The organism is Paenactinomyces guangxiensis (genome assembly GCF_016055185.1).
GTDB lineage: Bacteria > Bacillota > Bacilli > Thermoactinomycetales > Thermoactinomycetaceae > Paenactinomyces > Paenactinomyces guangxiensis.
On sequence record NZ_JAECVR010000019.1, the window covers coordinates 17,277 to 43,116 of the forward strand.

Sequence of the window (25,840 nt, forward strand, 5' to 3'; positions counted from 1 at the left end):
TTATTTCAGCTTTGATTTCCGCCGGAACAGGCCCTTTTCTTTTGCTTGTGTTAACAGTAGACTCTATCAGCAACACCTAAGCATGGTCCCCTTTAAGCGCATATTTCTGCTTCTTTTTAAATTTTGAGCCGGCCCATAAAGTAAACCTGCTCCATCCCTGATCTAGCGCCCGATAATCCTTATCCGTCAACAACAGGAACTCGCACCCGATCATAATCCATGAAAAATCATAAAGCCCCATCACAACGGCGATACCGGTATGAAAGGTAAATGCTGTTAACAACGCTATATATTTGGTGTATCGGTTTAACAGCAAAAAGGGGAACGCCACTTGGTAAATAACAGTCATATGAGCCATCAACACCAGGAAAGTTTCACTTTGCCACAGCAAATCACTCAGTCCCGGAGTATAAAATTCCTGGACCCGGGTGGCATAATATAAGGCACTTCCATTTTGCCACATCGACCCCATCACTTTATAGGTCCCTGAAGCAAAGTACATAAATGCCAATTGAACCATAGCCGCCATCCAGGCAAAGTTATGAAAGATCGCCGCACAATCCTGCAATATGGGTTTGCTTGCAAGCCAGGACTCTTTGTTTCCTTTTTTTCTCTTCCCCCTTGCGTCCAAAGAAAAATAAGCACCCATATTGGCAAACACCAAATAGGTTAATTGTAAGCGCATGATATTATCTCCGCCATGAGTGATATACACATTACGGAAGTAGAGCGACCAGAATAAAATCAGCAACAGCACCCCGGCTAACCGGGTCCGGTACCCCAGTATATACGCCAGAGCTACAATAATACCGCCGATAAATACAGCATCTACCATCCACGGAGCATTGCTGAGGTCAAATAATGTCACAATACCCTGTGAGGAAACATACTCTTTATAATCCCCATAGGAATACAGACCGTTCGGCCCCCAGAGCAGATGGCGGGTTGACCAATTTACCAACAGCTCATATAAGATAGCGATTCCAAAAAATATCCGGACTACACTTAATCCGATCAGCCCATGTTCCCGTGTGAGAAAGCGAAGCCCCTTATCAATCATGGTGTTCCCCCCTTTCCTCCGGGCAATAACGGTTCATAAGGTAGCCAGTCAGTGTAGTAGTAGTGCAACTTCCCTTTTGAATCCGGCTGTTGCCGCTCTTTAAACCTCGGGAACGTATTTGTCACTACCCGGACCCGTACCTCGCTTACCTTGCCGTCCACTTTCCAATCTTTCTGCACCACATAAGAGGCAAAACCACCGAGCAATTCTTCTGCCCGCTCACGATTCTTTTCATTCTTGCTCAGAAAAGAACTAATTAAAGAATCCCGATATTCCAAAAGGCGAAATTGGGAAGAAAACCGATTGGTTTGAACCCCCCGAACCAGACTCTTCGATATATCGTACCACTCCGACTCCCGCACTTTCCCCGTACGATCCGTATACCTCACCCTTGCCTGCAAATCCTTATGTTGATTCACAGGATTTGGAGCAAACAAACGCCAGTTTTGTTTAAATAAGGGATTTATGTATGCAGTAATGAGCGACTCTATTTTTTGCTTGTAATAGTTTTGCGGAGATAAATAGACAGCAGTCATATAAAAATGAAAACAGAGAAAAAGCAGTAAACAGCCACTGATTATGAGAGACAGCCTTTTCCTTAACATACTACTCCCCGTTTCATCCGTATTCTGAAGCTTCGATTGATCTGCCTGCTATATAACGATAGTAGCATTACCTAAATCCAACCACCTTTCCATTTTACCTGTAAACTAAGAAAATGGTTAACTTCTATTTTATCTAAGAAAGTTGAATGATACATCCGTCAACTACTCACCGCCTACGCTTAATTACTCATAAGAAGAAGGAGGGAGAAAAAGGCGCATTCCTCCCCGACCTGTAGAGGATCGGGGTCTCCTGCGCCAGTTGAAGATGAATATGTGTGACCTGGGGAAACAAATGGCTGACCCGATCCCTGATATCCGCTGACAGTGCAACATCTTTTATGTCGGATAAATAGGATGTCCGCTTGGAACTGCTCATCGATCCAGTACCACAGCTCCATTTCCAATCATGTCACGGCAGGAAAATACATGTTCTTCTGTAAAGGATGGTCAGCTCGGCAAAACTTTACAGTTGATTTCCTAATATAAAGATTAAATTCTAGTATTGATTTCTTGCTAAGGCAATTTTAGCAAGCTGACACTATATAGGCAATAGTCAAATTTCCATAAATTAAGATATAATTGAGCAGGAGGGGGTGACTAACCCCCGTCCTCTCCCACCACCGTACGTACCGTTCGGTTTCGGGATTTCGATTCGTCGGACTGGCGACGGTATATAGGTTCCATCTTCGATGGAAACACGAATAGAAGTCCAGTGAGTTTGGATGTGCACTCGCAGGGATTCTACTGGCATATCATCCACTCCATGGCTTCCTTTATTTTTCTCCACTTGGTGGAGTGCTTTTCATTAACATAGATATACCTTCCTCGTGAACGTTTCAGTCTACTTGTACCATCCTTTTACTCCACCCTCCTGCAGTCCCCCGTGGGGTTCACCACTTCCTCCTTCAAGTAGGCCCCTTTTGGGTTGTCTGCCTCATCGTAAAGAATGAACGCCTAGTGAATCGTTCTTCCTAAGTGTTCGACCCCTCCCTTTTCGAGCGTCCTCTACTCAGGAAATATAGCGTCTGCTGACTTCTGACCGCTCAGCCTTTCCTCACGGAAAGGGTTACCAAGTGGGCATGGCATTTCGGTCAGACCTCCCCGGGTAAGAGTGTAGTCTTTCACTCCATCTATCTGCCTCATTTACTCTCGCCCACCTTTGGTGCAAGACTTTATCTTGTTTTGCAGACTCATCCAATAGGCGCTAGCCTCGTATGAGGTTCGTAAACCTCTTCCAAATTATCTGCTAAGATGGCATGATCACATGCTGAACGCAAATTTCATCGTTCATCCGATTGATTTTCTCATTCCCTTTTGAATCATTTTCAATGACATGTTCTCTCCATTTATCAGGGATAATATCTTTACTATTCTTGGGGGTATTCTATTTTTGATGTGACCGGACCTCTTACTATATAAAATCAAGAGGATTATTGAATAACTTTATTGAATATAAGATTAAATTAAAATATCAACTTTTATTTTTAAAGCAGAATGAGGAGGATGTTATGAATACGATTGTTGATATGATGAGGTATCGAGTTGAATTTTCTCCCAACCTGGAAGCACTGGTGTGTGGAAGCAAACGATACAGCTATCAGGAGTTTAATCACCGTGTAAACCAATTAACCCATTTTTTAATGGAGTCCAAAGTTCAAAAAGGAGATCGGGTAGCGGTTTTATGCAGAAACAGTCATCTTTTCCCTATTATTGTCCTGGCGATAATCAAAGCGGGAGCGATTACCGTTCCGTTGAACTGGCGGTTAAATCCCCTCGAATTGGAATATATACTTAAAAACAGTCAACCAAAGCTTCTCTTTTATGATGACGATTTGGATTCCAAACTCTCCGCAGCCAGAGAATCGGGTCTAATTTTTAATACGATTCGGGCAGGTTCTAATATGGACGCTCATCCCTCTTTTGAAGCACTCTTGCTCAACCGTCCTACAACAGAGCCAGATGTTTCAATCGTGGAGAATGATCCGGCTGCTATTATCTATACTTCGGGAACCACTGGTCTCCCCAAAGGAGTCATATTATCTCATGGAAACTGGTTTTTCAGCATCGGGGCTACGACAAATGCATTGGATTGGCGTTATGGCGATCGCTATCTTGCCGTGTCCCCTCTGTTTCACGTCAGCGGAATGATGGTGATGTTAAGTGCGATCTTACAAGGAATGACCATGGTGATTATGTCCGATTTTAATACCTCTAACATTTGGGAGATGATAGAAGCCGAAAGAATCACTACGATGTTTGCTCCTCCAACCACACTCATCTACCTGCTAGCAGAAATCATTCAGAGTGAAAAAGAGTTTCATTCCCTGAGAACCCTTGCTTCCGGTGCAGCCAAAGTTCCTAATAAACTCATTGAGCAGTTTTATCAGTTAGGATATGATGTGATACAAGGTTATGGCTGCACGGAAGTTGCAAGTTGTTTTACTGTTTGGTCCCCTAAGATGGGTTTTGATAAATGTGGATCTGTCGGGAAACCAATTCTACAGGCAAAAGTCAGGATTGTAGACCCTGAAACACACCAGGATCTTCCCGCGGGTGAAGTGGGGGAAATTGTTTTGGGAGGGCCTCAAATTTTCCAGGGTTATTGGAACAATCCAGAAGCGACGGAGCAGGTGAAAAGGAATGGTTGGCTGTTTACAGGGGATGCAGGAAAACTAGACGAGGATGGATTTTTATATGTCGTGGATCGATATAAGGATATGATTATCTGTGGGGGGACAAATATTTATCCCGCTCAAGTCGAACCGGTCATCCTGGAGTTGGATGAAGTTCAAGAAGTGGCGCTTATTGGCGTACCTGATGAAATTTGGGGAGAATTGGCAAGAGCCTACGTTGTTAAGACACCCGGAGCCAGCCTGACTGAAGAGGATATTTTAAATCATTGCCATCAAAAGTTGGCGAATTATAAAGTGGCCGAAGTCGTTTTTGTGGAAGCTCTTCCGAAGAACAGCATGGGGAAAGTTCTGAAACGGGTATTAAGGGAACAAGCTATGAAGGAACTGGAAGAACAGAAGTAATATTATTACGTTTCAAACACCGGTCCTGTTCAAAAATTAATGTCCTGAGGCATACTGGAGATATTCTGTTTTGAAAAGGGATAATACCAGCGTAAGTGCTATAAGGTGCAAAGTAATTTCCAATGAATGTTAAACCTTTTGTTTTCATGGGTTACAGAAGTATTGTCAGTGTGTTGGATAAGGTTAATTTTTGTCTTTTTGCCTGTATTGTAAAGAAAAATTAAAAAGATATCTTTGGGGATGCTTTGCAAGATAGCAAAAAGCCTTGAAGACAAAGGTGTTGTAAGAAAATGTAATTTTACTTTGCCCTACATGATGGCTACGCTGGTATTGTGCCATTAAGCGTGTACGGTTCATAGTATAAACTCTGTCTTCATTCCAATATAAACTGAAATTTAATTCCCTTGCCCCAAAACCCAAATTTTCAGATAAATAAAAAAGCCCCGGCATAGACACGTAATTCCTATCCCCTTCCTATAACACAATAAAAAGACCAGACTTAAGGTTGTCCTATGTACCGGGTGGCTACAATAGCAATAAACTTTGGGTTCATAGTGGTTGCTTTATTCCCTTGGTTATGTAGATGTTTCATATACTGCTGGACATCGTATCGGGTTGATTCCGTTTCATAATTATTATATAATTTCCCTAACGAATATTCGTTAGGGAAATGCGGAGGTGATAAAGTGAGTACAGCCAATGATATAAAAACAGCGGCGATAAAGCTTTTTTCTCAATATGGATACAAACAAACCACTATTTCGAAAATTGCAGAAGAAGTCGGGATTAAGGCGCCTACTATCTATTCCCACTACAAGAACAAGGAAGATTTGTTTCTTCAAATTTTTGAAGAGGTCATTTTTGAACATGTCCATCATATAAAGAAGGTAGCGGAAAAAACGAAAAATATGAATGTGGAACAAAGACTGTTTCAAATCCTTTGCGAAGCTGCTTTGTATTATACACATGATGAGAAAAAGATCCATTTCTTAAAACATACGATGATCTTTCCGCCCCAAGAACTAAAAGAAGAGATAAAAAAGAAATTTTACGAGTCAGAAGAGATGTTCTCCAATTTATTGCGTTCTCTGTTTTCAGAAGGTATTCAACAACAAAAAATCAGGAACATCCCCATCGAACATTTGTTAACTTCCTTTTATTGCCTTCTGGATGGGTTATTTACACAGATGCTATATGGCAGTCGAACTAATATGGAATCAAAACTGCATAATGTCTGGGGAATCTATTGGGCGGGAATAAGGGCTCAAGGGACTCACAAATGAAAATTTTAAAATCTTAAAGAGCAGGGAGCGATTTCTATGCAAATCACTATGCACGATATCTTGATCGCAAACACAAGAATCCAGGATCATCTTGTAAAAACTCCCTTAATCCATTCGAATTGCCTCTCCCAGTTTACCCATGCGAATGTATGGTTCAAAATGGAAAATTTACAAAAAACGGGCTCCTTTAAACCGAGGGGCGCGCTGAACAAAATCTTTTCCCTTCATACACACGAGAAACAGAATGGTGTCATTACAGCATCAGCAGGAAATCATGCGCAGGGGGTTGCGTTAGCCGCGAACCTGGTGGGAACCTCCGCTCTCATTGTTGTACCAGAAAAGGCACCAGAGACAAAAAAAGAGGGGATCAGACAACTGGGAGCAGAACTCGTCATACATGGTTCCAATTACGATGAAGCTGAGGATTATGCTAATCAGCTTGCCGAAACAACTGGCCGAACCTATATCCATGCTTATGAGGATCCTTATATCATCGCCGGTCAGGGTACAGTTGGTTTAGAAGCTTTGCTGGACCATCCTGATATGGACATTATTCTAGTCCCAAGTGGTGGCGGGGGACTTATCTGTGGAATTGCCATTGCGGCAAAAACAATCAATCCCAAAATCAAAGTGATTGGTGTACAAAGCCATGCTTCCCCTCCATGGTATTACTCATTTAAAGAGAAACGAATGGTTGATGTGGAATATAAAGATTCCCTCGCAGACGGGCTACATGGGACAATTGGAGAGGAAAATTTGAAATTGGCTTTGAAATATGTGGACGACTTTGTGCTGGTTGAAGAAAAAGAAGTTGCAGAAGCTATGTGTTGGATGGCTATCCAGCATCATTTTATGATCGAAGGTTCAGCGGCTGTGGGAATTGCTGCTCTGCTTCATAATCGAGTAGATGTGTCAGGAAAGAAGGTTCTTAATATTATAACCGGTGGTAATGTAGACGCGAAACGTTTAGCTACTTTGTTGTCAGAAAATAAATAGGGAGGGCTTACTATCAATACATTAATCTTAACCAAACCAGAAATAGAACAATTGCTATCGATGGAGTCTGTCATCTCTGCCGTTGAAGAGGCATATTCACTCTTTTCAATGAATAAGGTAAAGCTCGCTCCTGTTGTTTCTATTGAAGTGGAAAATCATCATGGAGAAATGGATATCAAGTCGGGATATGATCAATCAAGTGAGATAATTGGAGTAAAATTAGCCGTTGGTTATTGGAATAATCCAGAAAAATATGGATTACCCTCTGGATTGGCAACGATTGTATTACTAGACGGAAGAAACGGAATTCCACTGGCTATTATGGATGGTGGTCTCATTACAGATTTGCGTACTGGAGCTGCAGGAGCGGTTTCTGCAAAATATCTGGCACGCACAAACTCAAAAAAAGTAGCAGTGCTCGGTACCGGTACACAAGCCAGGATGCAAATCTTGGCTCTATCTTGTATTTTCGATATCGGAGAAATACGAATCTGGGGGCGTAACAAAGAGAAAGTCCAAGATTATATAGTAGAAATGAAAGAAAAAGTAAAGACGAAACTTATCCCTTCTGATACCCCAAAAGAATGCGTCCAAGGTGCTGATATCATCATTACTACTACACCTAGTAAATCACCTTTGATTGAAAAGAGTTGGATTGACAAAGGCTCTCATCTTATTTGTATTGGAACGGACATGCCCGGGAAACAAGAAATTGACCCCGAAATTTTTTCTGGTGCAACGATTGTAGTAGATAGTCTCTCACAATGTCGTGAACGTGGCGAGATCCAGCACGCACTACAAACAGGACTCATTACTGAACAAGATATTTATGCTGAAATGGGCGATATCATTCTAGGAAAAAAGCCATGGCGAAATTCTAGTGAAGAAATCACCATATTTGATTCAACTGGTTTGTCCATTCAAGATGTCTCTGTCGCCAAGATGGTATTGAAGATGGCAAAAGATCGGAAAATTGGCAAGTCAATTCAATTTCTATAACCCATTATTTGATAAATTAACTTATGATGATCTAATGATTATTTTTCAGGTGTATTTTGAAGGAACCCAAAAAAGGAGGACACCATGATCGATCAGTTTGAAACTGAACGCATCTTGGCCAGACCCATCCGCGAGGGTGAACTCTCCGCCTTCCTCGACGTGATCCGCAGCAACCGCTTCTTCCTGCAAGTGTCGGAAGGCAGCCCTGACTATCCCCTGTCCAAGCTGGAGAAAGACTGGAAAGAAGCGAACAAGAACCCCGACGAATCTATGCTTGGTCTGTTTGAAAAGGAGACGGAAACGCCCGCCGGCATCCTGACCTACCTGAAGCGCAACCCCAGGGACGGCTTCCCCTGGATCGGTTTCCTCATCTTCCGGCGGGATCTGCACGGCCAAGGCCTGGGTCGCGAAGTCACCGAACACTTCCTGGATCTCGCGCGCCGCCAGTTTGGCTGGACCTCCGTCCGCCTCGGAGTCCTGCTCGGCAACCACCCCGCCCAAGCCGCCTGGACACGCCTCGGCTTCCGCAAGGTGGAGATGAAGGAACTATTCAACCTGCCGGAAGACCATGAGGGAGAACGGGTCGTCTGGGTGATGGAGCGGGAGCTGGTTTTGGGGTAAGTCCGATTTTGATGGAGCCGCGACACGGCGGAACAGGGCAAGCGGTTTCTTCCCCCGCTCGGATTGGTGAACGGGATGCGATGAGCTGCATCCGTCGATCTTCTATTCCTGACCACAATACCGTTTTGGTTCAAGCCTTTCAGCATCTTGGCTTGTTGGTTCTGACGACGCTTGCCGAACGTTCACATGTGTTAACCATACCATCCATCCTAGCCCTTATCCACTTGATGCTGGTAGAACCACTTTCCCTTTACAGTTCTAGTGGTGGTCTTATAACCACGGGATACATTGTCAGCAGGCTTTTGACAGCTTGTTACCTTACTGCCTAGGATACTACTGGTGGAACAGTAGGCTTCATCATTTGTGAAGCAATTATTTAAGCGACTTCACGTCGCACCGGGACTTGAACCCTATAACTATGCCCATCCGGGCGCACAAATAAAAACCGGGAAGGCTGCCCTTCCCGGTCATTTTTTAGAGTTCCCCACAAGATAGTTGCGGTAAAAATTATATATGATAACGATGCTTAACACCAATTGAGAAATCGTGCTGTATACGAGATAAAACAATATCATGAGCAGATAAGCCGTATCGCCAAACCGATCTTTAAGCCGTCTGAACAGATAAGCGAAATCGGTATAGCTGCTTTCTCCTTGAATCCCCTTTTGATAGATACGGTACTGGGGTGTAAGAGCAGAGATGATATAAAGACCCGGCAAGAACATGAAAAGAAAATTAAGCCAGCTTGGATTAATCCATTCGATTGTAATAAGAGAAAGGATGCTAATGATGACGGCGGTCCAACTACCTGTAAATTTGCGGCCTTTTTTCTTTTCAATGTCCGCCCTGACAAGATTCAGCTTTTCTCGCAATTCCTGGTCATCAAACGGGATGGCGTTGGCACGGCTGACATAAACTTCAGCCATGGTCATATCGATTTTGTCTGTCGGATAACGTCCGGCTGGTAAGTAGGGATGGCCAGGTGAAATAACGGTCCAACTGCTGCAGGCAATTTCCAGATATCCCTTTGCCAGCTCTTTTTGGTAGTCGGGATTGTTTGGCTCTTCACTTAAACAGTGCTCAAGCAAACGTAGCCCTTCCCGCGCTCTGTTTGTTTTTACGTAAAAGCTTCCCAGCCGATATTTATATTGCGTATTTTCGGGAGAGAGTGTGAGAGCCAGTTTATATTGCTCTTCAGCCCGGTCATTTCGGTTCAAGCTTTCGAAAATCTCACCGAGCGAGAACGCGTATGCAGCGTTTTTCGGATGGAGGTCACATGCTTTCACCAGCGGCTGGATTGCTTCTTCAGCTTCTCCAGACTGAAAGCGCGCACGGCCCAACAGAGCCCACGCCTCCGGATGGTCGGTGACCCTGTCTGTCAACCGGAGTGCAAGGAGCAGGGCATCAGCTGCTTTTCCCTGCTTGAGGAGCAACCAGCCTTCACCGATTTTTTCAGCGACTTCCCGGTCGGAAACAGGGATTCCTGCTGATTCTTCCTCTTCGTCAGTATCGTCGATGGAAATAGTCTCTACTCTCTCCATCTGCAATCTTTGATCATATTCGGTTCGTTTTTGTTCGTCGAGCAAAATGGTTTCCATTTCCTCTAAGACACGTATCATTCGCTCCGCCTCTTGGCGCCTTTCAATTTGTGGAGCGTTGGTCCGCTGGTTCCATATGCGCAGTTGATGCAGAACCAGTTTTTTGATCTCTTCTGTTGAAGCAGAAGGAGAGATGCCAAACATTTCATAGTAGTTTTGCATGACTCCAACTTTCCTTTATCCAAGTTTTAGCTAATAGCAAGTTTGCCAACACGAATTTGCTTTTCTTTCACTTCTTCTTCCGTCAGGTTGGAGGTGCGCTCAATATCTAATTCTCCCAGCAGGGTGTTCGCGGTTGAATCGATGACGGAAACATGAATGATACCATCGCTGTCATATTCAAAAATAACTTCCAGCGGCGCACCCTTGGGATATTCCGGAAGACCAATAATTCCTTCACCCACAATTTTGACATAGTCAAGATCGGTATCCTCTCCTTCTGTAACCTGGAGATGAAGCTGGGTTTGCCGATCAATGGTGGTGGTGTAATGGCCGCTCACCCGGCTTGGGATAACCGTGTCTTTTTTCAATACGATTGAGTTGACTTCTTTACCGTTTTCATCAAGAGCGACTACACCCATGCTATGGGAATTCACATCCTGTACTTCAACGATTGGAAATGACTGGCTGAGATGGAGGCTGGCTTTTCCTTCTTTCAGGTGGAGAATGGTTCCTTGAATAGCGGCTCCCATCGCCACTACCTCATCGGGGTTTACATCAAGTGACGGTTTGATTCCTGTGACACGTTCAATCAAAGCAGGCACTGCTTTCATCCGGGTTGAACCCCCGACCAGGAGTACCCGGTCAATATCTTTCCATTCCAAACCGGCATCTTCAAGAACGAATTCCATGATTTTTTGCGTTTGGTTAAGTAAATGTCCGGTCAGTTCTTCAAATTTAATCCGTGTCAGCGGAATAGACAGGTTGATCCCCTGAGCGGACAGAAAGACATTGGTACGATCCCGGGAAGACAGGGTTTTTTTGGCGATCTCCGCTTTATCCCGCAGATCTTGTTCCAGCATGGGATCATCCAGCAGATCAATGCCGCCTTGTTTTTTAAACTCTTCATTCAGATAGTTCATGATTGCGTTATCCCAGTCAAACCCACCCAGGTTTTTGGCCCCGCCTGTAGAAAGAACACGGAGTCCCTGCGGAGATAGCCGCATGATGGTGACGTCAAACGTACCCCCACCCAGGTCATAGACAAGAATTGTCTGTTCCTGATCCATTTTGTCTAACCCGTATGCCAGAGCGGCTGCTGTTGGCTCGTTGATGATTCTGAGTACATTGATTCCGGCAATCCTTCCTGCATCCTGGGTCGCTTTCCGCTGGGCATCATCGAAGTAGGCAGGTACGGTAATCACTGCATCTTCAACTTTTTCACCCAATAGCATTTCGGCGTCTTCTTTTAAGCGCCTTAAAATCATGGCAGAAATTTCTTCAGGGGTATAGGCTTCCGCATTTTCCGTACGGAACTTCCAGTTTTTATCGCCGATCTGCCTTTTTACGAATTGGATGACGTTAAAAGGACTTGCTACAGCTGAACGTTTTGCAATACTTCCGACAATCGGGTCTTCCCCGTCAAAAAGAACAACCGAAGGAGTTATCCTCTCCCCTTCACGGTTTGTAAGCATTTCAGGTTTACCGTATTTATTGACAATAGCGACCGCAGAGTAAGTCGTTCCCAAGTCGATCCCCACGACTTTTCCCATGCAAATTCACTCCTTTGATCCTCTTTCCTTCAATATATTTTAAGGTTGAATCAGTTCCAGCAACCTTTTTCGCTCTGCAAGAATTTCTTCTGATAAGCTACCAGGCTTCTGCATGACAATTTCACGGGTAAGTTGCCCGCTGTTCAGCTCTTTGGCAATAACTTCAATCACTCCGTTGAGGTCATATTTCAGAGTTACTTCAATGACAAGCTCACCGGCATGATGAGGGGGCAAATCATCCAAGCTTACTCTGCCGATCAGATCTACATTTGGAGAATTGGGATCTTCATCCTCCCCTTGCAAAACTTCAATCTCCACTTTTTGCTGATTATCCTGATTTGTCGTATAACAGCGCGTTCGTTCTACGGGAAGCGGGGTATAGCGGGGAATGATCAAGCTGTTGACAAAATCGGTTTTATCAGAGGCAAGAGCTTTTACACCCAGGCTGTGGGTTGCGATATCCGTAACAGTAATTTCTCCGGCTGTTTGCAACATCTCCTCCGTGATAAGCGTGTCATCCTTCTCTTCCACAGCAGTAACCAGCGCCTGTAATGCAGCTCCCATCGCTACACATTCATCAGGATTTAAATTGCGTGCCGCTTCTTTCCCGGTAACGCGTTTGATCATCTCCTGAACCACCGGGATCCGGCTTGAGCCCCCGGCCAACAGTACTGTATCGATTTCGGCCCATGTAAGTCCGGCAGCATCCACAACTTTATGCATGTACTCTTCTGTTTTTTCGATGATATCGGCGATCAGCTCTCCAAAAATTTTCCGGTCAAGATCTACACGCAATGCTTGTTGTTGATGGGACAGGGTAATTGCCAGATAACTGCGGAACGAGAGGTCCCTCTTTGCAATCTCGGCTTTATCCCATAGGTCCTGCCGGGACCGGCGATCCTGCCGAAGATCCACTCCGTATGTATCCAAAAACTCCTGGGCCAGGTAACCCACAATCGCTTCATCAATGTCTTTCCCGCCCAGACGGGCATCCCCGTCTGTGGCCAATATCTTAAAATGGTTTTGTTGGAGGCGCATCAGGGTGACATCAAAGGTGCCCCCGCCAAAGTCATACACCAGAACAGTCTGTTCACTGTCGCCTCGATCCAGGCCATAGGCCAAAGCGGCGGCGGTCGGTTCATTGATGATCCGCAGAACTTCCAGGCCGGCGATCTCTCCGGCCTGCCGGGTGCATTCCCTCTGAGCATCCTTAAAGTAAGCCGGCACGCTGATCACCACTTTTTTGATCTCCTGTCCCAGATACTCCTCCGCATCCCGCTTCAATTTCTTCAGAATGATAGCTGAAAGATCTTCGGGAAAGTAGTCACGGCCATCAACATTAAAACGAAAAGATGGATTGCCCATCTCTCTTTTCAAAAAAGAAATTACCCGGCTCGGATCGGTCATCGCTAAATTCCGGGCCTCCTTCCCCACGACCGGGGTTCCGTCACGTTCAAAAAAGATGATGGAAGGAGTGGTCCGATCACCCTCTCGATTGGGGATAATCTCCGGTTTTCCGTAAGAGTTGATATAGGCAATAGCCGAAAAGGTTGTCCCCAAATCGATTCCTATGATTAAATCCTGGCTCATTGGAACGCGCTCCTTTCGACTAACCGTTTTACGCTTCAACTAGGGCTGGTATTTTTTAACCACAACCTCAATCGGCCTTAATATCACTTCTTTATACTTAAATCCATGCCTGACAATGCCAACGATTTTATTATCTTCGGCAGGGTTGGAAGTAGGTTCTACTTTAACCGCTTGTTGCGTCTTGGGGTCAAAGTAATCAGACTGGGTATACAATGGTTCAACCCCGCGCCGGTACAGAATTTCAATCAATTCGCCGCTAAGTGTTTTCAGGATTTCCGTCAACTCGGGGGAAACCGAGCCGTGCCGGTAAATACTTTCCATGCGGTCGAAATGAAGTATTAAGTCAATGTATAACGGTCGAAGCTGATTAAGCTCCTGGTCCTGCTTTAATTCCTCCATTTCTTTATAAAGTTTATCAAAAGCAGCCTCTTTGGTCTTATCATAGCTTAGGCGGTTCGTTACCACTTGCAGGAGAGAAGAAAAGTTCTGCTGCAAACCGGATAACATCGAGAGAACCTGCTGATGTTGACGGTCTAATGGTTTTGCCTCTTTCATTTCCCGGATTGCCCCGCGCTCTCTGCTGAGAAAGCTGTAGCGAGGCTCCGGCAATGAAGGTTGGTTAACCTGATCCATATGTTTTTGGTTCTCTTTCCTGGGACTCATACCTTTACCCCCCTGACTAGCGCACATATGGTTACATGAACCCTGATAATGTTAAACTATTTGTGAAAATTGAATCTGGCAAAAAGAACAAACATGTGAGAGTTCCGCATCTCTTTTCACATCTTATACTAATCTAATTTTACTAGTAACATTGAGAATGCTGCAAGTATGTGAGAAATAAGAAATATGGAAAGAAAGAGTGCAGACGCAAAAAAATAGTCTGTTGCCGGAGAATGATATATTTATTGCAGAAAAGTGATCCGGCCATGGGTTCAAGGCGGTAGAAAATACGGAAAATAAAGGAAAGGTAATATGTAGTGTGTGATCCCGAAGTATGGCCGTTTCAGGATCTTAACAAAGATACCAGACAAACAGACAAACTGTCCGGATGATATTTTCTTAGTATTTATCCTTTATCACATTGTGTACAATACAACCTCACGGTCATTATAGTAGGTTTCTACCAATTAGACAAGCAATATTTGCCGTTTTCGGTTAATCCGGCCTGCAAAAAAAGAAGGCCCCTATTCAGGTAAGGGCCCGGTTGAGACTCCACACACTTAAAAGCGTGGGATTCTTGGGTAGTTAGCGCACTCAATCCATTTCTGCTTTGTGCAACTCCCAAGCTAAGGGCTGTCTCATTAGCCCCATCCCATGCAGTTCTACAACTCATGTTGTATGTACCTACATGGGCGGAACGCCTGTTACCAGCGTTCTAGTTCCTTTTCACTCACTCTCATGATTTTACCCGGCGGGAGAGATTTGTTCGCCACTGGAACCCCATATCATGACGTACAGAGGAACAAAACCCATACCAGTGGGATGAGCACCGCTCACATGTTCGATTATACAGAAAATTATTGCTCTATGCAATCACATAAAGGGATTGCATAGAGCAACCTCGTCTTTCATCCCACGATTGAAACCATGGGCTTTCAGTCGACAATTGTTTTAATCACTCTGCTTTCCATTTTTTATAATCTTCCAGTCTCACTTTATCATAGCATGAGGGGCAATAAACTTTACCTTTATGAAACCAAGGTCGATTTGTCTTCTGTTCGCATTTGGTACATTTGATTTCGCTCATTATCCAGCCTGGTTATCAAATATCTATAAAAACCTTCCACCCGCAACCTCACCTGGAAAGCATTTGCCCCCGTACGTTTTTCCCATCCGCCCGTCTGAACAAGGTGTTTCTCTCCCACTCACCTTGCCGGAAGGGGACCGGGTTCACTGTTGAGGATTGGTCTAAAAAGAAACCCCTTTTGTTACGGATCTCCCGCTCGCGGTCTCTATAGATCCAACCAGGTTTCACCTCCTTGAAAAATATGTAAAAGAATGAAGTAAGATTCCACATGAAAGGATTTCCCATTCAATATTACAATTTATACAATTAATCCTTTTTTCCTCCTTTTATTACAATTATGATATTTATTTACAAAAAAATACGGTTCCCCCTCTTTGGGCAGGAACCACATGTCCACATGTTGTACACAGTATAGCTGAGATTGTGCATATATTGTGGATAACTTATTTATTTTTCGTTGTGTTCCCGCATATGGGGAAAGAGAAGTACATCACGAATGGAGGGGCTGTCTGTCAAAAGCATTACCAGACGGTCAATCCCGATTCCCAGCCCTCCGGTTGGCGGCATTCCGTATTCCAGGGCCTCCAGGAAATCCTCATCCATCGGGTGGGCCTCATCGTTGCCGGCTGCTTTTTCGGCTAATTGCGCTTCAAATCGTTCCCGCTGGTCAATCGGGTCATTCAGTTCGGTAAAGGCGTTGGCATGCTCCCGCCCCACGATAAAGAGTTCAAAACGATCCGTAAAACGGGGATCTTGTGCATTTTTCCTGGCCAGTGGCGAAATGGCTACAGGATGCCCGTAGACAAAAGTGGGCTGGATCAGTTTAGCCTCCACTTTTTGTTCAAAAAACTCGTTGACAATATGCCCAAAGGACATCGATTCAGTCACTTCCACTCCGTGCTCGCGCGCGAGGCGATGAGCCTCTTCATCACTTATCTCCCGGTTAAAGTCGACACCAACGTGTTCCTTAATAAGGTCAGTCATCGATTTGCGCACCCAACCGGGGCTTAAATCTACTTCCTGCCCTTGATAACTGATACGGGTTGTCCCGTGAACTTCCTGAGTCACATGGGAAATCAAGCTTTCTGTCAGATTCATGATATCCTGGAAGTCAGCGTAGGCTTCGTATAACTCCAGCATTGTAAACTCCGGATTATGCCTGGTTGAAATTCCTTCGTTACGATAAACACGCCCAATTTCATACACTTTTTCAATTCCGCCCACAATGAGCCGTTTCAGGTGAAGCTCAATCGCAATCCGCATGTATAAGGTCATGTCCAGTGCATTGTGGTGGGTGGTAAACGGCCGAGCAGCCGCCCCCCCGGCAATGGCATGCATAGTGGGAGTTTCCACTTCCAGATAACCGTGATCATCCAAATAACGCCGTATCTCCCGGATTACTTTACTGCGGGTGATAAACGTCTCTTTGACTTCCGGATTCATGATTAAGTCAAGGTAACGTTTGCGGTAACGCTGTTCAATATCTTTTAACCCATGGTATTTCTCCGGCAGCGGGCGCAGTGACTTGCTCAGGAAGGTAATTTCATTTGCCTTTACACTGATTTCGCCGCGTTTGGTTTTAAATACGACACCGGATACGCCAAGGTAATCACCAATATCCGCTGTACCGAAAGTTTCATATTGTTCTTCACCCACCCGATCCAAACGAACATAAATTTGAATGCGGCCGGACATATCTTGCAGGTGGGCAAACGATGCTTTCCCTTGAATCCGCTTTGTCATCAGGCGGCCGGCGATGGAAACAGGAACCGCCTTATCCTCTAATTCCTCTTTTGTGAAAGCATCATATAAAGATTCTATTTCGCTGGCAGTATGTGTGCGGACATATTTTTGGCCAAACGGGTCAATCCCCCGCTCACGCAGTGTCTCCAATTTATCTCGCCGCACCTGCAAAAATTCATTATGTTCCTCTTGTGTCATGCTAAAATCACTCCTTCAGATTCGGGTGGGCTTCTCTATTTCGCATAGATTTTATACGGCTTCTGCGGCTTGATGTTGAGAATGTTTATCCCCGGTTCCTGCGGCAAAGTTTAAGAGAAGATTTGCCATTCCGTCCCGGGTTTCCTGTTCATTGACCAGATCTTTTATGCGCGATGCTCCGCGTAAACCCTTGAGATACCAGGCAGCGTGCTTGCGCATTTCACGCACGGCAACTCGTTCTCCACGCAGGGCAACCAGGCGGTCCATATGCAGGATGGCAATTTTCATCTTTTCCGCCGCAGTCGGTTCCGGCAGCAATTCACCATGTGTCAGGTAATGGACGGTCCGATACAGCATCCACGGGTTGCCAAGTGCCGCCCGTCCGATCATCACTCCGTCACACCCGGTGGTATCCAGCATCCGTCTGGCATCCTCGGGAGTACATACATCTCCGTTCCCGATCACCGGAATCCTGACAGCTTCTTTGACCTGGCGGATGATATCCCAGTTGGCGCGGCCTTTGTACATTTGCACACGGGTGCGTCCATGGACGGCAACTGCTTTGCCGCCGGCACTCTCAACGGCCTTTGCATTGTCGACTGCATAGATGTGTTCCTCGTCCCAACCAATGCGCATTTTCACCGTTACCGGTTTACTGACCGCTTTCACAACTGCAGTAACCATGTCATAGATTTTGTCGGGGTCAAGCAGCCATTTTGCACCGGCATCACAGCGGGTCACTTTCGGTACGGGACAGCCCATATTAATGTCGATAATATCCGCATTGGTTTGCTGGTCAACCACTCTGGCTGCTTCTACTAATGTTTCCTTGTCACCGCCAAAAATTTGTAAACTGAGCGGCTTTTCTCTTTCATCAACATACAGCATTTCTTTGGTTCGTTTGTTTCCATGCAAGATCGCTTTATCACTTACCATCTCCGCACACACCAAACCGGTTCCAAACTCTTTGGCAATCAAGCGGAAGGCGGGATTGCACACACCTGCCATCGGTGCGAGTACCACTTGATTCTTAAGTTCAATATCGCCGATTTTTAACATCCTTTCTGCCTCCTTCCTTCAATCCTTTGTTATCATTTTATCGATTCGGGGTTGAACTCAACCCTGCCATATTCCAATCAACCTGAAGAGGCCTGATCTCCTGGTCCGGGGGAAGTTGCCTGATCAGATCAACCAGGGTCTGATCCGAACCGGGAATCTCAATATGGGGGGCGAGCTCACGAAGCGGAATGAGTACAAATGCCCGTTCTTTCATCCTTGGGTGAGGGATCTGTAAATCTTCCTGCTTTATCACACGGTTTTCATACAGAAGAATATCAATGTCAATCGTACGCGGGCCCCAGCGGACTTCGCGAACACGATGAAGCTTTTTTTCCACCTGGTTGACAGTGGCTAGCAAAGCGATTGGGGATAATGTTGTATGCACTTCAATCACCAGGTTATAAAAGGGCGGTTGGTTCAGATATCCGACCGGAGCCGTTTCATAGACGGTGGAGATGCGAATGACGCTGATCCCGGCTGTATGATGCAGCATCTCAACCGCTTGCCGTAATTGTTTCAGCCGGTCACCGAGGTTGGCCCCCAGCCCCAGGTAAGCTGTAACAATCCGGCTCATGCTCTGCTCCTGAATATCTCAACACCGACCGCTTGATAATGGCCGGGGATCGGAGGATCAGGTTTCGTTACGCGAACCAATACTTGCTCAATGGGAAAATCCTGCAGCAACCGGTCTGCAATCCGCTCAGCCAGGGTTTCCACCAGCTGAACCTGAGTCTCTTCTACTTCCTTGCGAACGGCACCGTAAACTTCTGCGTAATTGACTGTTTTGTTCAGGTCATCGGTCAAAGCAGAAGGACGGAGGTCTAACCCCAGCTCCAGGTCGACATAAAATCGTTGGCCTAATCTGTTTTCTTCCGGATAAGCGCCATGATAACCGTAGAAGTACATCTGCTTGAAAAATATCTTATCCACTAAGGTTCCCCCTCTACTTCTGCCTGCCATAGAGGATTGCATCCATCATGCGGGAGACTCGTACCATTTCTTTCACATCATGGACACGCACAATCCGGCATCCCTGTGCAATTCCATAGGCAACTGTTGCAGCGGTCCCCTCTACCCGCTGATCGACGGGCAATCCAAGGACGTTACCAATCATAGATTTTCTGGATGTGCCCAGAAGAACAGGATAACCGAGAGAAACAATTTGTTTCAAATTGCGCATAACTGTTAGATTTTCATCAACATTTTTCGCAAAGCCGATCCCCGGATCCAGGATGATCTTATCTTCTTTGACTCCCGCCTGTTTTACAATCTGAACCGACTCTTGCAGATCAGAGATCACTTCCTCCATCAATGACCGGTACTTCGCCTCCGTCCGATTATGCATCAGGATAATGGGAACATCTAATTCGGCTGCTGTCCCCGGCATATCTGGATCTCGTTTGGCTCCCCATACATCATTGATGATATGGGCTCCGGCTTTGACCGCTTCTCTGGCCACTTCTGCTTTATAGGTATCGACGGAGATCGGTAGATCAATCTCTTTCGCTACTTTTTCAATGACCGGAATGACACGTTCATATTCCTGTTCCAGTGAAACCGGATCAGACCCGGGACGGGTTGACTCACCGCCAATATCCAGAATATCCGCTCCGTCCCGGGCCAGTTGTCTCGCATGTTTCAGAGCGAGATCAATGCGATTGTAACGGCCCCCGTCTGAAAAAGAATCAGGGGTCACATTTAGTATTCCCATCACCAGCGTACGCCGCTGAAAGGACAACTGGTGCGGACCCGCTTGTAATTGATGCGTATTCATCACAGATGCTGCCTCCTGCAAAGCCACCCTGCTTTGCCGCCTAAGTTGTATTGGTCAATCAGGAAAAAACTGTCCTTGCTTGATAGGTGTCAATAAAATTGGCCAGTAACTTTTTGCCGTGCTGGCTGATGATCGACTCCGGGTGAAACTGGACCCCCTCCAGGGGAAGGTTTCGGTGTCGAATCCCCATGATCTCTCCCGCTTCTGTCTCAGCGCTGATCATCAGATCGGCCGGCAATGTTTCTTTATTGACCAGAAGGGAGTGATAACGGGTCGCCGTAAAGGGGGAAGGGATATTTTGAAAAAGCGTCTGCCCGTCATGAAGGATGGGAGATGTTTTTCCGTGCATTAAACGTTGTGCCCGCACCACTTCTCCGCCAAATGCCCGGGCAATCGCCTGATGTCCGAGACAGACGCCCAAAATAGGTACTTTTCCCGCAAAATGACGCACGACTGCCAAACAAATTCCCGCATCATCCGGAGTACCCGGACCCGGGGATAAAACGATAAACCGGGGGCGTTTCTCTTCTATTTGCTCAATGCTGATTTCATCGTTTCGTACAACTTCCAGTCTCTCACCCAGTTCTCCTAAATACTGAACCAGGTTATAAGTAAAAGAATCGTAGTTATCAATCATCAGGATCATTCTCTTTTCTCCTCTCGTCTCAACTGGCTAAGCTCTTCTAACATCACATTATTTTAACATATGACATGTCAATCTTCATCTCATAATATTGATCAGCAAAAAACAAGCTACCCCGACAGATCAGGATAGCTTGATTCTGTAAAAGTGTGTGACTAAGGGGGAAGGCAGAAAGCTTACTTTTCCTCAAACTGAAACAGGGGGGTGGTCAGATATCTTTCTCCGTTACTCGGTGCAACGGCAACCACTTTTTTGCCTTCGCCCAAGCGGCGGGCCAGCCGGATCGCTGCCGCTACAGCCGCACCGGAGGAAATTCCGACCAGGATTCCTTCTTCACGTGCTAAGCGGCGGGCCCATTCAAATGCTTCTTCGTTATCAACGGTCATCACTTCATCATATACTTCTGTATTTAGAATTTCCGGAACAAAACCGGCTCCAATTCCCTGGATTTTGTGTGGTCCGGGCTTGCCTCCAGACAAAACGGGAGAGTTGGCCGGCTCTACAGCGACGATGTGGGCATTGGGGAATTTTTCTTTCAAAACGGTTCCCACTCCGGTAATCGTTCCCCCGGTTCCAATGCCGGCAACAAATCCATCAATTTGTCCTCCTGCTTGTTCAACTACTTCCACAGCAGTGGTTTCAAGATGTACTTTTACATTATCCGGGTTTTTAAATTGTTGCGGGACAAAATAGTCGGGGTTTTCCCTGGCGATTTCTTCCGCCTTGGCAATAGCTCCTTTCATCCCTTCAGCACCCGGGGTCAATACCAGCTCAGCTCCATAAGCCCGGAGCAAATTGCGGCGCTCCATGCTCATTGTGTCGGGCATGACCAACACGGCACGGTAACCCTTCGCGGCAGCTACCATCGCCAGACCGATTCCGGTATTTCCGCTGGTAGGCTCCAGAATTGTGGCCCCCGGTTTTAGTTCTCCTCTTTTCTCCGCTTCTTCAATCATGCTGAGAGCAATCCGGTCTTTCACACTGCCTCCGGGATTGAAAAACTCCAATTTAAGGTAAATATCAGCATCTGTTTTACCAACGACACGATTTAATTTTACTAAAGGGGTTTGACCAATCAACTCAAGGATATTATCGGCTACACGCATGATAAAGCCTCCATTTCCGAGTAACAATGTAGGATTTAATTGTTTTTATCTTAGCAATTCAGGAAAGAAGTTGTCAATAAATTTTCTTATATCATTTTCTCTAACTCGCTGCGGTCAAATAAGTATTTTTCATTGCAGAAGTTGCAGATTACTTCGGCCTGCCCCAGTTCTTCAATGATCGACCTGATTTCTCCTTCTCCCAGACTCTTTAACATCGCCTCCGTTTTTTCATATGAGCATCTGCATTGAAATTTGACGGGTTGTCGTTCCAGTATCTCCGCTCCCTCTCCCATTAATCGCAGCAGCAATTCTTCCGGGGTAACTCCATTTTGCAAGAGGTCTGTGAGTGAAGTAAGTGAAGATATTCTCTGCTCCAGTTCACTGATGGTTTCCTCAGCCGCATCAGGCATCACCTGGATCAGGTAACCACCGGCTGTCAGAATGCGATCCCTGTTTACCAGCACACCCAGCCCGACAGAAGAGGGGATCTGTTCCGACGCTGTAAAGTAATAGGTAAAGTCTTCCGCCAGTTCACCGGAAATGATCGGAGAGGTGCCGCGATAAGGCTCTTTTAGGCCCAAGTCCTTGAGAATATAGATGGAACCTTTTCCGACTGCGGCTGCAACGTCCAATTTGCCGGCCTGGTTCAACGGGAGCAGAACAGCCGGATTGTCTACTGTACCCCTGACTTCTCCATTTCCATTTGCATCAACCATCATCCTGCCCACAGGACCATCCCCGTCTACCTGAATGGTAACTCTGTCTTTTTCCTCCTTTAACATACATCCCATGATCGCGCCCATCGTCGCTGTTCTGCCCAGGGCGGCACTAACCACCGGCAATGTTTGGTGCTTCCTTTGCAATTCTTGCACCAAATCGGTGGTCAATGCCGAAAAACCCCTGATCCGGCCATCGGCTGAAATAGCGCGAACTGTATAATCACTCATAGCAATAAACCTCCTCAAAATCGGACACATATGATTTCAAACAGTTATTTTTCAGCTTACCCTTACACAGATGGTTGCATAAACCGTTTAACGCAACTTTTTGTATGGCTTTCATCCGTATACAAAAAGGAAACTCCTTCAAACGGAATTTCCTTCAATCAGCTCTACTTTTGATTGCGCTCAAAAATGATTTTCAACCCTTCCAGCGTGAGTAACGGGTCGACTACATCAATCGTTTCGGTATCGCCGCTGATTAATTGGGCTAATCCGCCTGTTGCAACAACCCGGGGGCGTTTGGTTAACAGAGATTTCATGCGGGAAACAATTCCGTCTACCACTCCGACATAACCATAATATATTCCCGCCTGGACCGCTTGAACGGTGTTTCTGCCAACCACGCTGTCCGGTTTAGTGATTTCGACACGGGTCAGTTTAGCCGCACGTTGATACAAAGCCTCCGCAGAAATATTTACACCCGGAGTGATGGCGCCGCCGATGTAATTTCCTTGTTCATCCACAAAGCAGATTGTCGTGGCGGTCCCAAAATCAACAATAATTACAGGGGCACCATATAATTTGATTGCAGCTACCGCATTTGCAATCCGGTCAGCCCCCACTTCCCGGGGATTTTCATACTTAATATTTAAACCGGTTTTAACACCGGGTCCCAGTACAAGCGGTGTCTGCCCCAGATATTTTTCGGTCAATTTTCGCAGGACAAAGGTAAGCGGCGGAACAACGGATGAAATGATCACTCCCCCAACATCACTCAGTTGAAACCCTACATGGGACAACAGCCCTTTTAACGTCATTCCGTATTCATCTTCTGTGGCATTCCGGTCTGTTTGTAACCTCCAATGATGGAGCAGTTGCTCTTTTTTATATACTCCAAGCACAATGTTGGTATTTCCTGCATCCATTACTAACAGCAGTTTATTCTCCGAAATCATATGGTTCCACCTGCTTTATTCATAAGTCAAGTTCATCATAGCAGTTGATTCCTGCCAGTACAAGCAAAAAAGGCAAGAGAAAAGAGGCGCTTGTACGCCTCTTGATCTATTGAATCGACTTATCTTCATCCTCTTTTTTCGGATACTCCTTGGAATAATCACGCGGAGAATATTTATCGCGCGTTGGTTCTGCTTCTGCTTCAAAGTTCCCGTCAGAGCCATTTGTATATCTCGGTTCTGCTTTGGCTTCAGAAGAGCCTTCCTGTTCGTCCGGTTCTGTTTCATTTTTTCCCTGGATATTCACTTTAACATCCTCATGGTTATCGTCTATTTTACCGTTTTCCAAGAGTTGTTTAATCTGATCTTCATCCAGAGTCTCACGAACCAGCAGGGTTTGGGCAAGGAGTTCCAGCTTATCACGATGCTGGGTGAGCAAGCTTTTCGCGCGATTATAACTGCTTCGGATCATTTCCTGCATTTCCATATCGATTTCATAAGCCACTTTATCACTGTAATTCTGTTCATGGCCTAAATCGCGGCCGAGGAAAACTTGACCCTGGGCACGACCATACTGCATCGTTGCCAATTTGTCGCTCATTCCGTACTCGGTGATCATCGCACGTACAATGCTTGTTGCTTTTTCAAAGTCATTGCTGGCTCCCGTACTGATCTCGCCAAAGATAATCTCTTCGGCCACCCGTCCACCCAGGAGTCCGGTTACCCGGTCCAACAATTCACTCTTGGTGGCGAGAAAACGGTCTTCCTTTGGAAGCATCATCGCATATCCGCCAGCCTGGCCGCGGGGGACAATTGTTACTTTGTGAACAACATCCGCATTCTCCACGTAATATCCGACAATCACATGTCCTGCTTCATGATAGGCCACAATTTTACGCTCTTTTTCACTGATGACACGGCTTTTCTTCTGTGGACCTGCGATCACGCGATCAATGGCTTCATCAATCTCTTCCATCGTGATCTGCTTTTTATTTTGACGAGCTGATAAAAGGGCCGCTTCATTCAACAGGTTTTCTAAATCGGCACCTGAAAAGCCAGTCGTTCTTTGTGCAACAACCCTCAGCTTAACATCATCGGCAAGCGGCTTATTCCGGGCATGTACTTTTAATACCGCTTCTCGTCCTTTAACATCCGGACGATTCACCAGAATCTGGCGGTCGAATCGCCCCGGGCGCAACAGGGCCGGATCAAGGATATCCGGACGGTTGGTTGCCGCCATAATAATGATTCCCGCATTCGCATCAAAGCCATCCATCTCAACGAGCAGCTGGTTCAGAGTTTGCTCACGTTCATCGTGGCCCCCTCCAAGCCCTGCGCCACGCTGGCGGCCGACTGCATCGATTTCGTCGATAAAGATAATACAGGGTGCATTTTTCTTCGCTTGTTCAAACAAGTCACGCACACGGGAGGCACCCACTCCGACAAACATCTCAACGAAATCAGATCCGCTGATGGAGAAGAACGGCACTTTTGCTTCCCCGGCTACTGCACGGGCCAGCAATGTTTTACCGGTTCCCGGAGGACCCACCAGAAGAACCCCTTTGGGAATCCGGGCGCCAATGGCAGCATACCGGCGGTTATCCTTAAGGAAATCTACAATTTCTACAAGTTCGGCCTTCTCTTCATCTGCCCCGGCCACATCGTCAAATGTGACTCTCTTTTTCTCTTCGTTGTACAGCTTCGCTTTGCTTTTTCCGAAGTTCATCACACGGCTTCCGCCGCCCTGGGCCTGATTCAAGAGAAAGAAGAAAAGAAGAAGGATGATCACAAAGGGGATGATCGATGTAAAAAAGGTCAGCCATACGGAATCGCCTTTGGCTTTCTCAAAAGTAAATTTAACCCCGGCACTTTCCAAGTCCCTAGTAAGACCCTCGGGGTCGTCCGGTCCCCGAACCACAAATTTCTTGCCCGGCTGGGTCTTTAACTTTCCTTCAATATGGTATGTCCCTGCTTCAGGCTGCACGGTAATATCGGCTAGCTCTTTTTTCAGGAGTTTTTGCCTGTATTCGTTATAACTTAACTGCACTGTATCCGTAGCCGGGTTTGCGATCATATTCACAACCCCGATGGTTACAAGGATGAGGATAATGTATAGTACTCCGTTCCTGAGGAAGAAGTTTTTCATCCCTGGCCTCCTCTCAGTCCACTTTTTT

General features: G+C 45.9%; 23 protein-coding genes and 1 pseudogene. 6 read left to right on the forward strand and 18 right to left on the reverse strand.

What is annotated here, in order from left to right; translation table 11 throughout:
* Nucleotides 1–76: 76 nt before the first annotated feature.
* The 3 genes and pseudogenes from I8U27_RS15755 to I8U27_RS15765 all read right to left on the reverse strand — a co-directional run.
* Nucleotides 77–1,060, reverse strand: coding sequence for an HTTM domain-containing protein (locus I8U27_RS15755; protein WP_181753609.1), 984 nt, complete (start codon nucleotides 1,058–1,060; stop codon nucleotides 77–79).
* Nucleotides 1,057–1,665, reverse strand: a complete 609-nt coding sequence (locus tag I8U27_RS15760; RefSeq protein ID WP_181753611.1) for a DUF5819 family protein — start codon at nucleotides 1,663–1,665, stop codon at nucleotides 1,057–1,059. The genes I8U27_RS15755 and I8U27_RS15760 overlap by 4 nt, the downstream gene beginning before the upstream one ends.
* A gap of 628 nt (nucleotides 1,666–2,293) precedes the next feature.
* Nucleotides 2,294–2,452: pseudogene (locus tag I8U27_RS15765) on the reverse strand (group II intron reverse transcriptase/maturase); the annotation flags it as partial.
* Between the two features lie 721 nt (nucleotides 2,453–3,173).
* On the opposite strand from I8U27_RS15765, the gene I8U27_RS15770 reads away from it, so the two are divergent.
* Nucleotides 3,174–4,700, forward strand: a complete 1,527-nt coding sequence (locus tag I8U27_RS15770) for a class I adenylate-forming enzyme family protein (protein WP_181753614.1) — start codon at nucleotides 3,174–3,176, stop codon at nucleotides 4,698–4,700.
* A gap of 183 nt (nucleotides 4,701–4,883) precedes the next feature.
* Here the strand turns inward: I8U27_RS15770 and I8U27_RS15775 are convergent, their stop codons facing one another.
* Nucleotides 4,884–5,156: a hypothetical protein gene (locus I8U27_RS15775; RefSeq protein WP_181753616.1), complete on the reverse strand. Its 273-nt coding sequence runs from the start codon at nucleotides 5,154–5,156 to the stop codon at nucleotides 4,884–4,886.
* Nucleotides 5,157–5,386: 230 nt separating this feature from the next.
* Here I8U27_RS15775 and I8U27_RS15780 point away from each other — a divergent pair, with 230 nt between their 5' ends.
* From I8U27_RS15780 to I8U27_RS15800, 5 genes are all read left to right on the forward strand, one after another.
* A complete protein-coding gene (locus I8U27_RS15780) occupies nucleotides 5,387–5,983 on the forward strand; it encodes a TetR/AcrR family transcriptional regulator (RefSeq protein WP_181753618.1) in 597 nt (198 codons plus the stop codon).
* 36 nt (nucleotides 5,984–6,019) lie between these two features.
* A complete protein-coding gene (locus I8U27_RS15785; RefSeq protein WP_181753620.1) occupies nucleotides 6,020–6,979 on the forward strand; it encodes a threonine ammonia-lyase in 960 nt (319 codons plus the stop codon).
* 24 nt (nucleotides 6,980–7,003) lie between these two features.
* Nucleotides 7,004–7,978 carry an ornithine cyclodeaminase family protein gene (locus tag I8U27_RS15790; protein ID WP_309506167.1) on the forward strand — a complete coding sequence of 325 codons (975 nt, stop codon included), beginning with the start codon at nucleotides 7,004–7,006 and terminating at the stop codon, nucleotides 7,976–7,978.
* An 84-nt stretch (nucleotides 7,979–8,062) separates the two neighbouring features.
* Complete coding sequence (locus tag I8U27_RS15795; protein WP_181753624.1) at nucleotides 8,063–8,599, forward strand: GNAT family N-acetyltransferase; 537 nt, start codon at nucleotides 8,063–8,065, stop codon at nucleotides 8,597–8,599.
* 8 nt (nucleotides 8,600–8,607) lie between these two features.
* Nucleotides 8,608–8,928 (forward strand): hypothetical protein, encoded by a 321-nt coding sequence (locus I8U27_RS15800; protein ID WP_181753626.1) that lies wholly within the window; start codon nucleotides 8,608–8,610, stop codon nucleotides 8,926–8,928.
* 138 nt (nucleotides 8,929–9,066) lie between these two features.
* Here the strand turns inward: I8U27_RS15800 and I8U27_RS15805 are convergent, their stop codons facing one another.
* The 14 genes from I8U27_RS15805 to ftsH form a co-directional block, all read right to left on the reverse strand.
* Nucleotides 9,067–10,359 carry a J domain-containing protein gene (locus I8U27_RS15805; protein WP_181753628.1) on the reverse strand — a complete coding sequence of 431 codons (1,293 nt, stop codon included), beginning with the start codon at nucleotides 10,357–10,359 and terminating at the stop codon, nucleotides 9,067–9,069.
* Nucleotides 10,360–10,385: 26 nt separating this feature from the next.
* Nucleotides 10,386–11,909 (reverse strand): Hsp70 family protein, encoded by a 1,524-nt coding sequence (locus I8U27_RS15810; protein WP_181753630.1) that lies wholly within the window; start codon nucleotides 11,907–11,909, stop codon nucleotides 10,386–10,388.
* Between the two features lie 39 nt (nucleotides 11,910–11,948).
* Entirely contained in the window at nucleotides 11,949–13,499 is a 1,551-nt protein-coding gene (locus I8U27_RS15815) for an Hsp70 family protein (protein WP_181753632.1), read from the reverse strand.
* A gap of 39 nt (nucleotides 13,500–13,538) precedes the next feature.
* On the reverse strand, nucleotides 13,539–14,162 hold the full coding sequence (locus I8U27_RS15820; protein WP_181753634.1) for a nucleotide exchange factor GrpE: 624 nt from the start codon (nucleotides 14,160–14,162) through the stop codon (nucleotides 13,539–13,541).
* A 1,534-nt stretch (nucleotides 14,163–15,696) separates the two neighbouring features.
* Nucleotides 15,697–17,190 carry a lysine--tRNA ligase gene (gene lysS, locus I8U27_RS15825; protein WP_181753636.1) on the reverse strand — a complete coding sequence of 498 codons (1,494 nt, stop codon included), beginning with the start codon at nucleotides 17,188–17,190 and terminating at the stop codon, nucleotides 15,697–15,699.
* Nucleotides 17,191–17,241: 51 nt separating this feature from the next.
* Nucleotides 17,242–18,249, reverse strand: a complete 1,008-nt coding sequence (gene dusB / locus I8U27_RS15830; protein ID WP_181753639.1) for a tRNA dihydrouridine synthase DusB — start codon at nucleotides 18,247–18,249, stop codon at nucleotides 17,242–17,244.
* 37 nt (nucleotides 18,250–18,286) lie between these two features.
* Nucleotides 18,287–18,814 (reverse strand): 2-amino-4-hydroxy-6-hydroxymethyldihydropteridine diphosphokinase, encoded by a 528-nt coding sequence (gene folK / locus I8U27_RS15835; protein ID WP_181753718.1) that lies wholly within the window; start codon nucleotides 18,812–18,814, stop codon nucleotides 18,287–18,289.
* A 5-nt stretch (nucleotides 18,815–18,819) separates the two neighbouring features.
* Nucleotides 18,820–19,179, reverse strand: coding sequence for a dihydroneopterin aldolase (gene folB / locus I8U27_RS15840; RefSeq protein ID WP_181753641.1), 360 nt, complete (start codon nucleotides 19,177–19,179; stop codon nucleotides 18,820–18,822).
* A 13-nt stretch (nucleotides 19,180–19,192) separates the two neighbouring features.
* Nucleotides 19,193–20,023, reverse strand: coding sequence for a dihydropteroate synthase (gene folP, locus I8U27_RS15845; RefSeq protein ID WP_181753643.1), 831 nt, complete (start codon nucleotides 20,021–20,023; stop codon nucleotides 19,193–19,195).
* Between the two features lie 58 nt (nucleotides 20,024–20,081).
* A complete protein-coding gene (gene pabA / locus I8U27_RS15850; RefSeq protein WP_181753645.1) occupies nucleotides 20,082–20,669 on the reverse strand; it encodes an aminodeoxychorismate/anthranilate synthase component II in 588 nt (195 codons plus the stop codon).
* A gap of 173 nt (nucleotides 20,670–20,842) precedes the next feature.
* Entirely contained in the window at nucleotides 20,843–21,772 is a 930-nt protein-coding gene (cysK, locus tag I8U27_RS15855; protein WP_181753647.1) for a cysteine synthase A, read from the reverse strand.
* A gap of 86 nt (nucleotides 21,773–21,858) precedes the next feature.
* Nucleotides 21,859–22,719 (reverse strand): Hsp33 family molecular chaperone HslO, encoded by an 861-nt coding sequence (hslO, locus tag I8U27_RS15860; RefSeq protein WP_181753649.1) that lies wholly within the window; start codon nucleotides 22,717–22,719, stop codon nucleotides 21,859–21,861.
* A 164-nt stretch (nucleotides 22,720–22,883) separates the two neighbouring features.
* Nucleotides 22,884–23,651, reverse strand: a complete 768-nt coding sequence (locus tag I8U27_RS15865; RefSeq protein WP_181753720.1) for a type III pantothenate kinase — start codon at nucleotides 23,649–23,651, stop codon at nucleotides 22,884–22,886.
* Nucleotides 23,652–23,775: 124 nt separating this feature from the next.
* On the reverse strand, nucleotides 23,776–25,812 hold the full coding sequence (gene ftsH, locus I8U27_RS15870; protein WP_181753651.1) for an ATP-dependent zinc metalloprotease FtsH: 2,037 nt from the start codon (nucleotides 25,810–25,812) through the stop codon (nucleotides 23,776–23,778).
* Nucleotides 25,813–25,840 lie beyond the last annotated feature (28 nt).

Bases quoted from the DNA above. Each gene is read 5' to 3' on its own strand.
- I8U27_RS15755 (WP_181753609.1), bottom strand. From the start codon at position 1,060: ATGATTGATAAGGGGCTTCGCTTTCTCACACGGGAACATGGGCTGATC.
- I8U27_RS15760 (WP_181753611.1), bottom strand. From the start codon at position 1,665: ATGTTAAGGAAAAGGCTGTCTCTCATAATCAGTGGCTGTTTACTGCTT.
- I8U27_RS15770 (WP_181753614.1), top strand. From the start codon at position 3,174: ATGAATACGATTGTTGATATGATGAGGTATCGAGTTGAATTTTCTCCC.
- I8U27_RS15785 (WP_181753620.1), top strand. From the start codon at position 6,020: ATGCAAATCACTATGCACGATATCTTGATCGCAAACACAAGAATCCAG.
- I8U27_RS15795 (WP_181753624.1), top strand. From the start codon at position 8,063: ATGATCGATCAGTTTGAAACTGAACGCATCTTGGCCAGACCCATCCGC.
- I8U27_RS15805 (WP_181753628.1), bottom strand. From the start codon at position 10,359: ATGCAAAACTACTATGAAATGTTTGGCATCTCTCCTTCTGCTTCAACA.
- I8U27_RS15810 (WP_181753630.1), bottom strand. From the start codon at position 11,909: ATGGGAAAAGTCGTGGGGATCGACTTGGGAACGACTTACTCTGCGGTC.
- I8U27_RS15815 (WP_181753632.1), bottom strand. From the start codon at position 13,499: ATGAGCCAGGATTTAATCATAGGAATCGATTTGGGGACAACCTTTTCG.
- I8U27_RS15820 (WP_181753634.1), bottom strand. From the start codon at position 14,162: ATGAGTCCCAGGAAAGAGAACCAAAAACATATGGATCAGGTTAACCAA.
- lysS (WP_181753636.1), bottom strand. From the start codon at position 17,190: ATGACACAAGAGGAACATAATGAATTTTTGCAGGTGCGGCGAGATAAA.
- dusB (WP_181753639.1), bottom strand. From the start codon at position 18,249: ATGTTAAAAATCGGCGATATTGAACTTAAGAATCAAGTGGTACTCGCA.
- folP (WP_181753643.1), bottom strand. From the start codon at position 20,023: ATGAATACGCATCAATTACAAGCGGGTCCGCACCAGTTGTCCTTTCAG.
- pabA (WP_181753645.1), bottom strand. From the start codon at position 20,669: ATGATCCTGATGATTGATAACTACGATTCTTTTACTTATAACCTGGTT.
- cysK (WP_181753647.1), bottom strand. From the start codon at position 21,772: ATGCGTGTAGCCGATAATATCCTTGAGTTGATTGGTCAAACCCCTTTA.
- hslO (WP_181753649.1), bottom strand. From the start codon at position 22,719: ATGAGTGATTATACAGTTCGCGCTATTTCAGCCGATGGCCGGATCAGG.
- ftsH (WP_181753651.1), bottom strand. From the start codon at position 25,812: ATGAAAAACTTCTTCCTCAGGAACGGAGTACTATACATTATCCTCATC.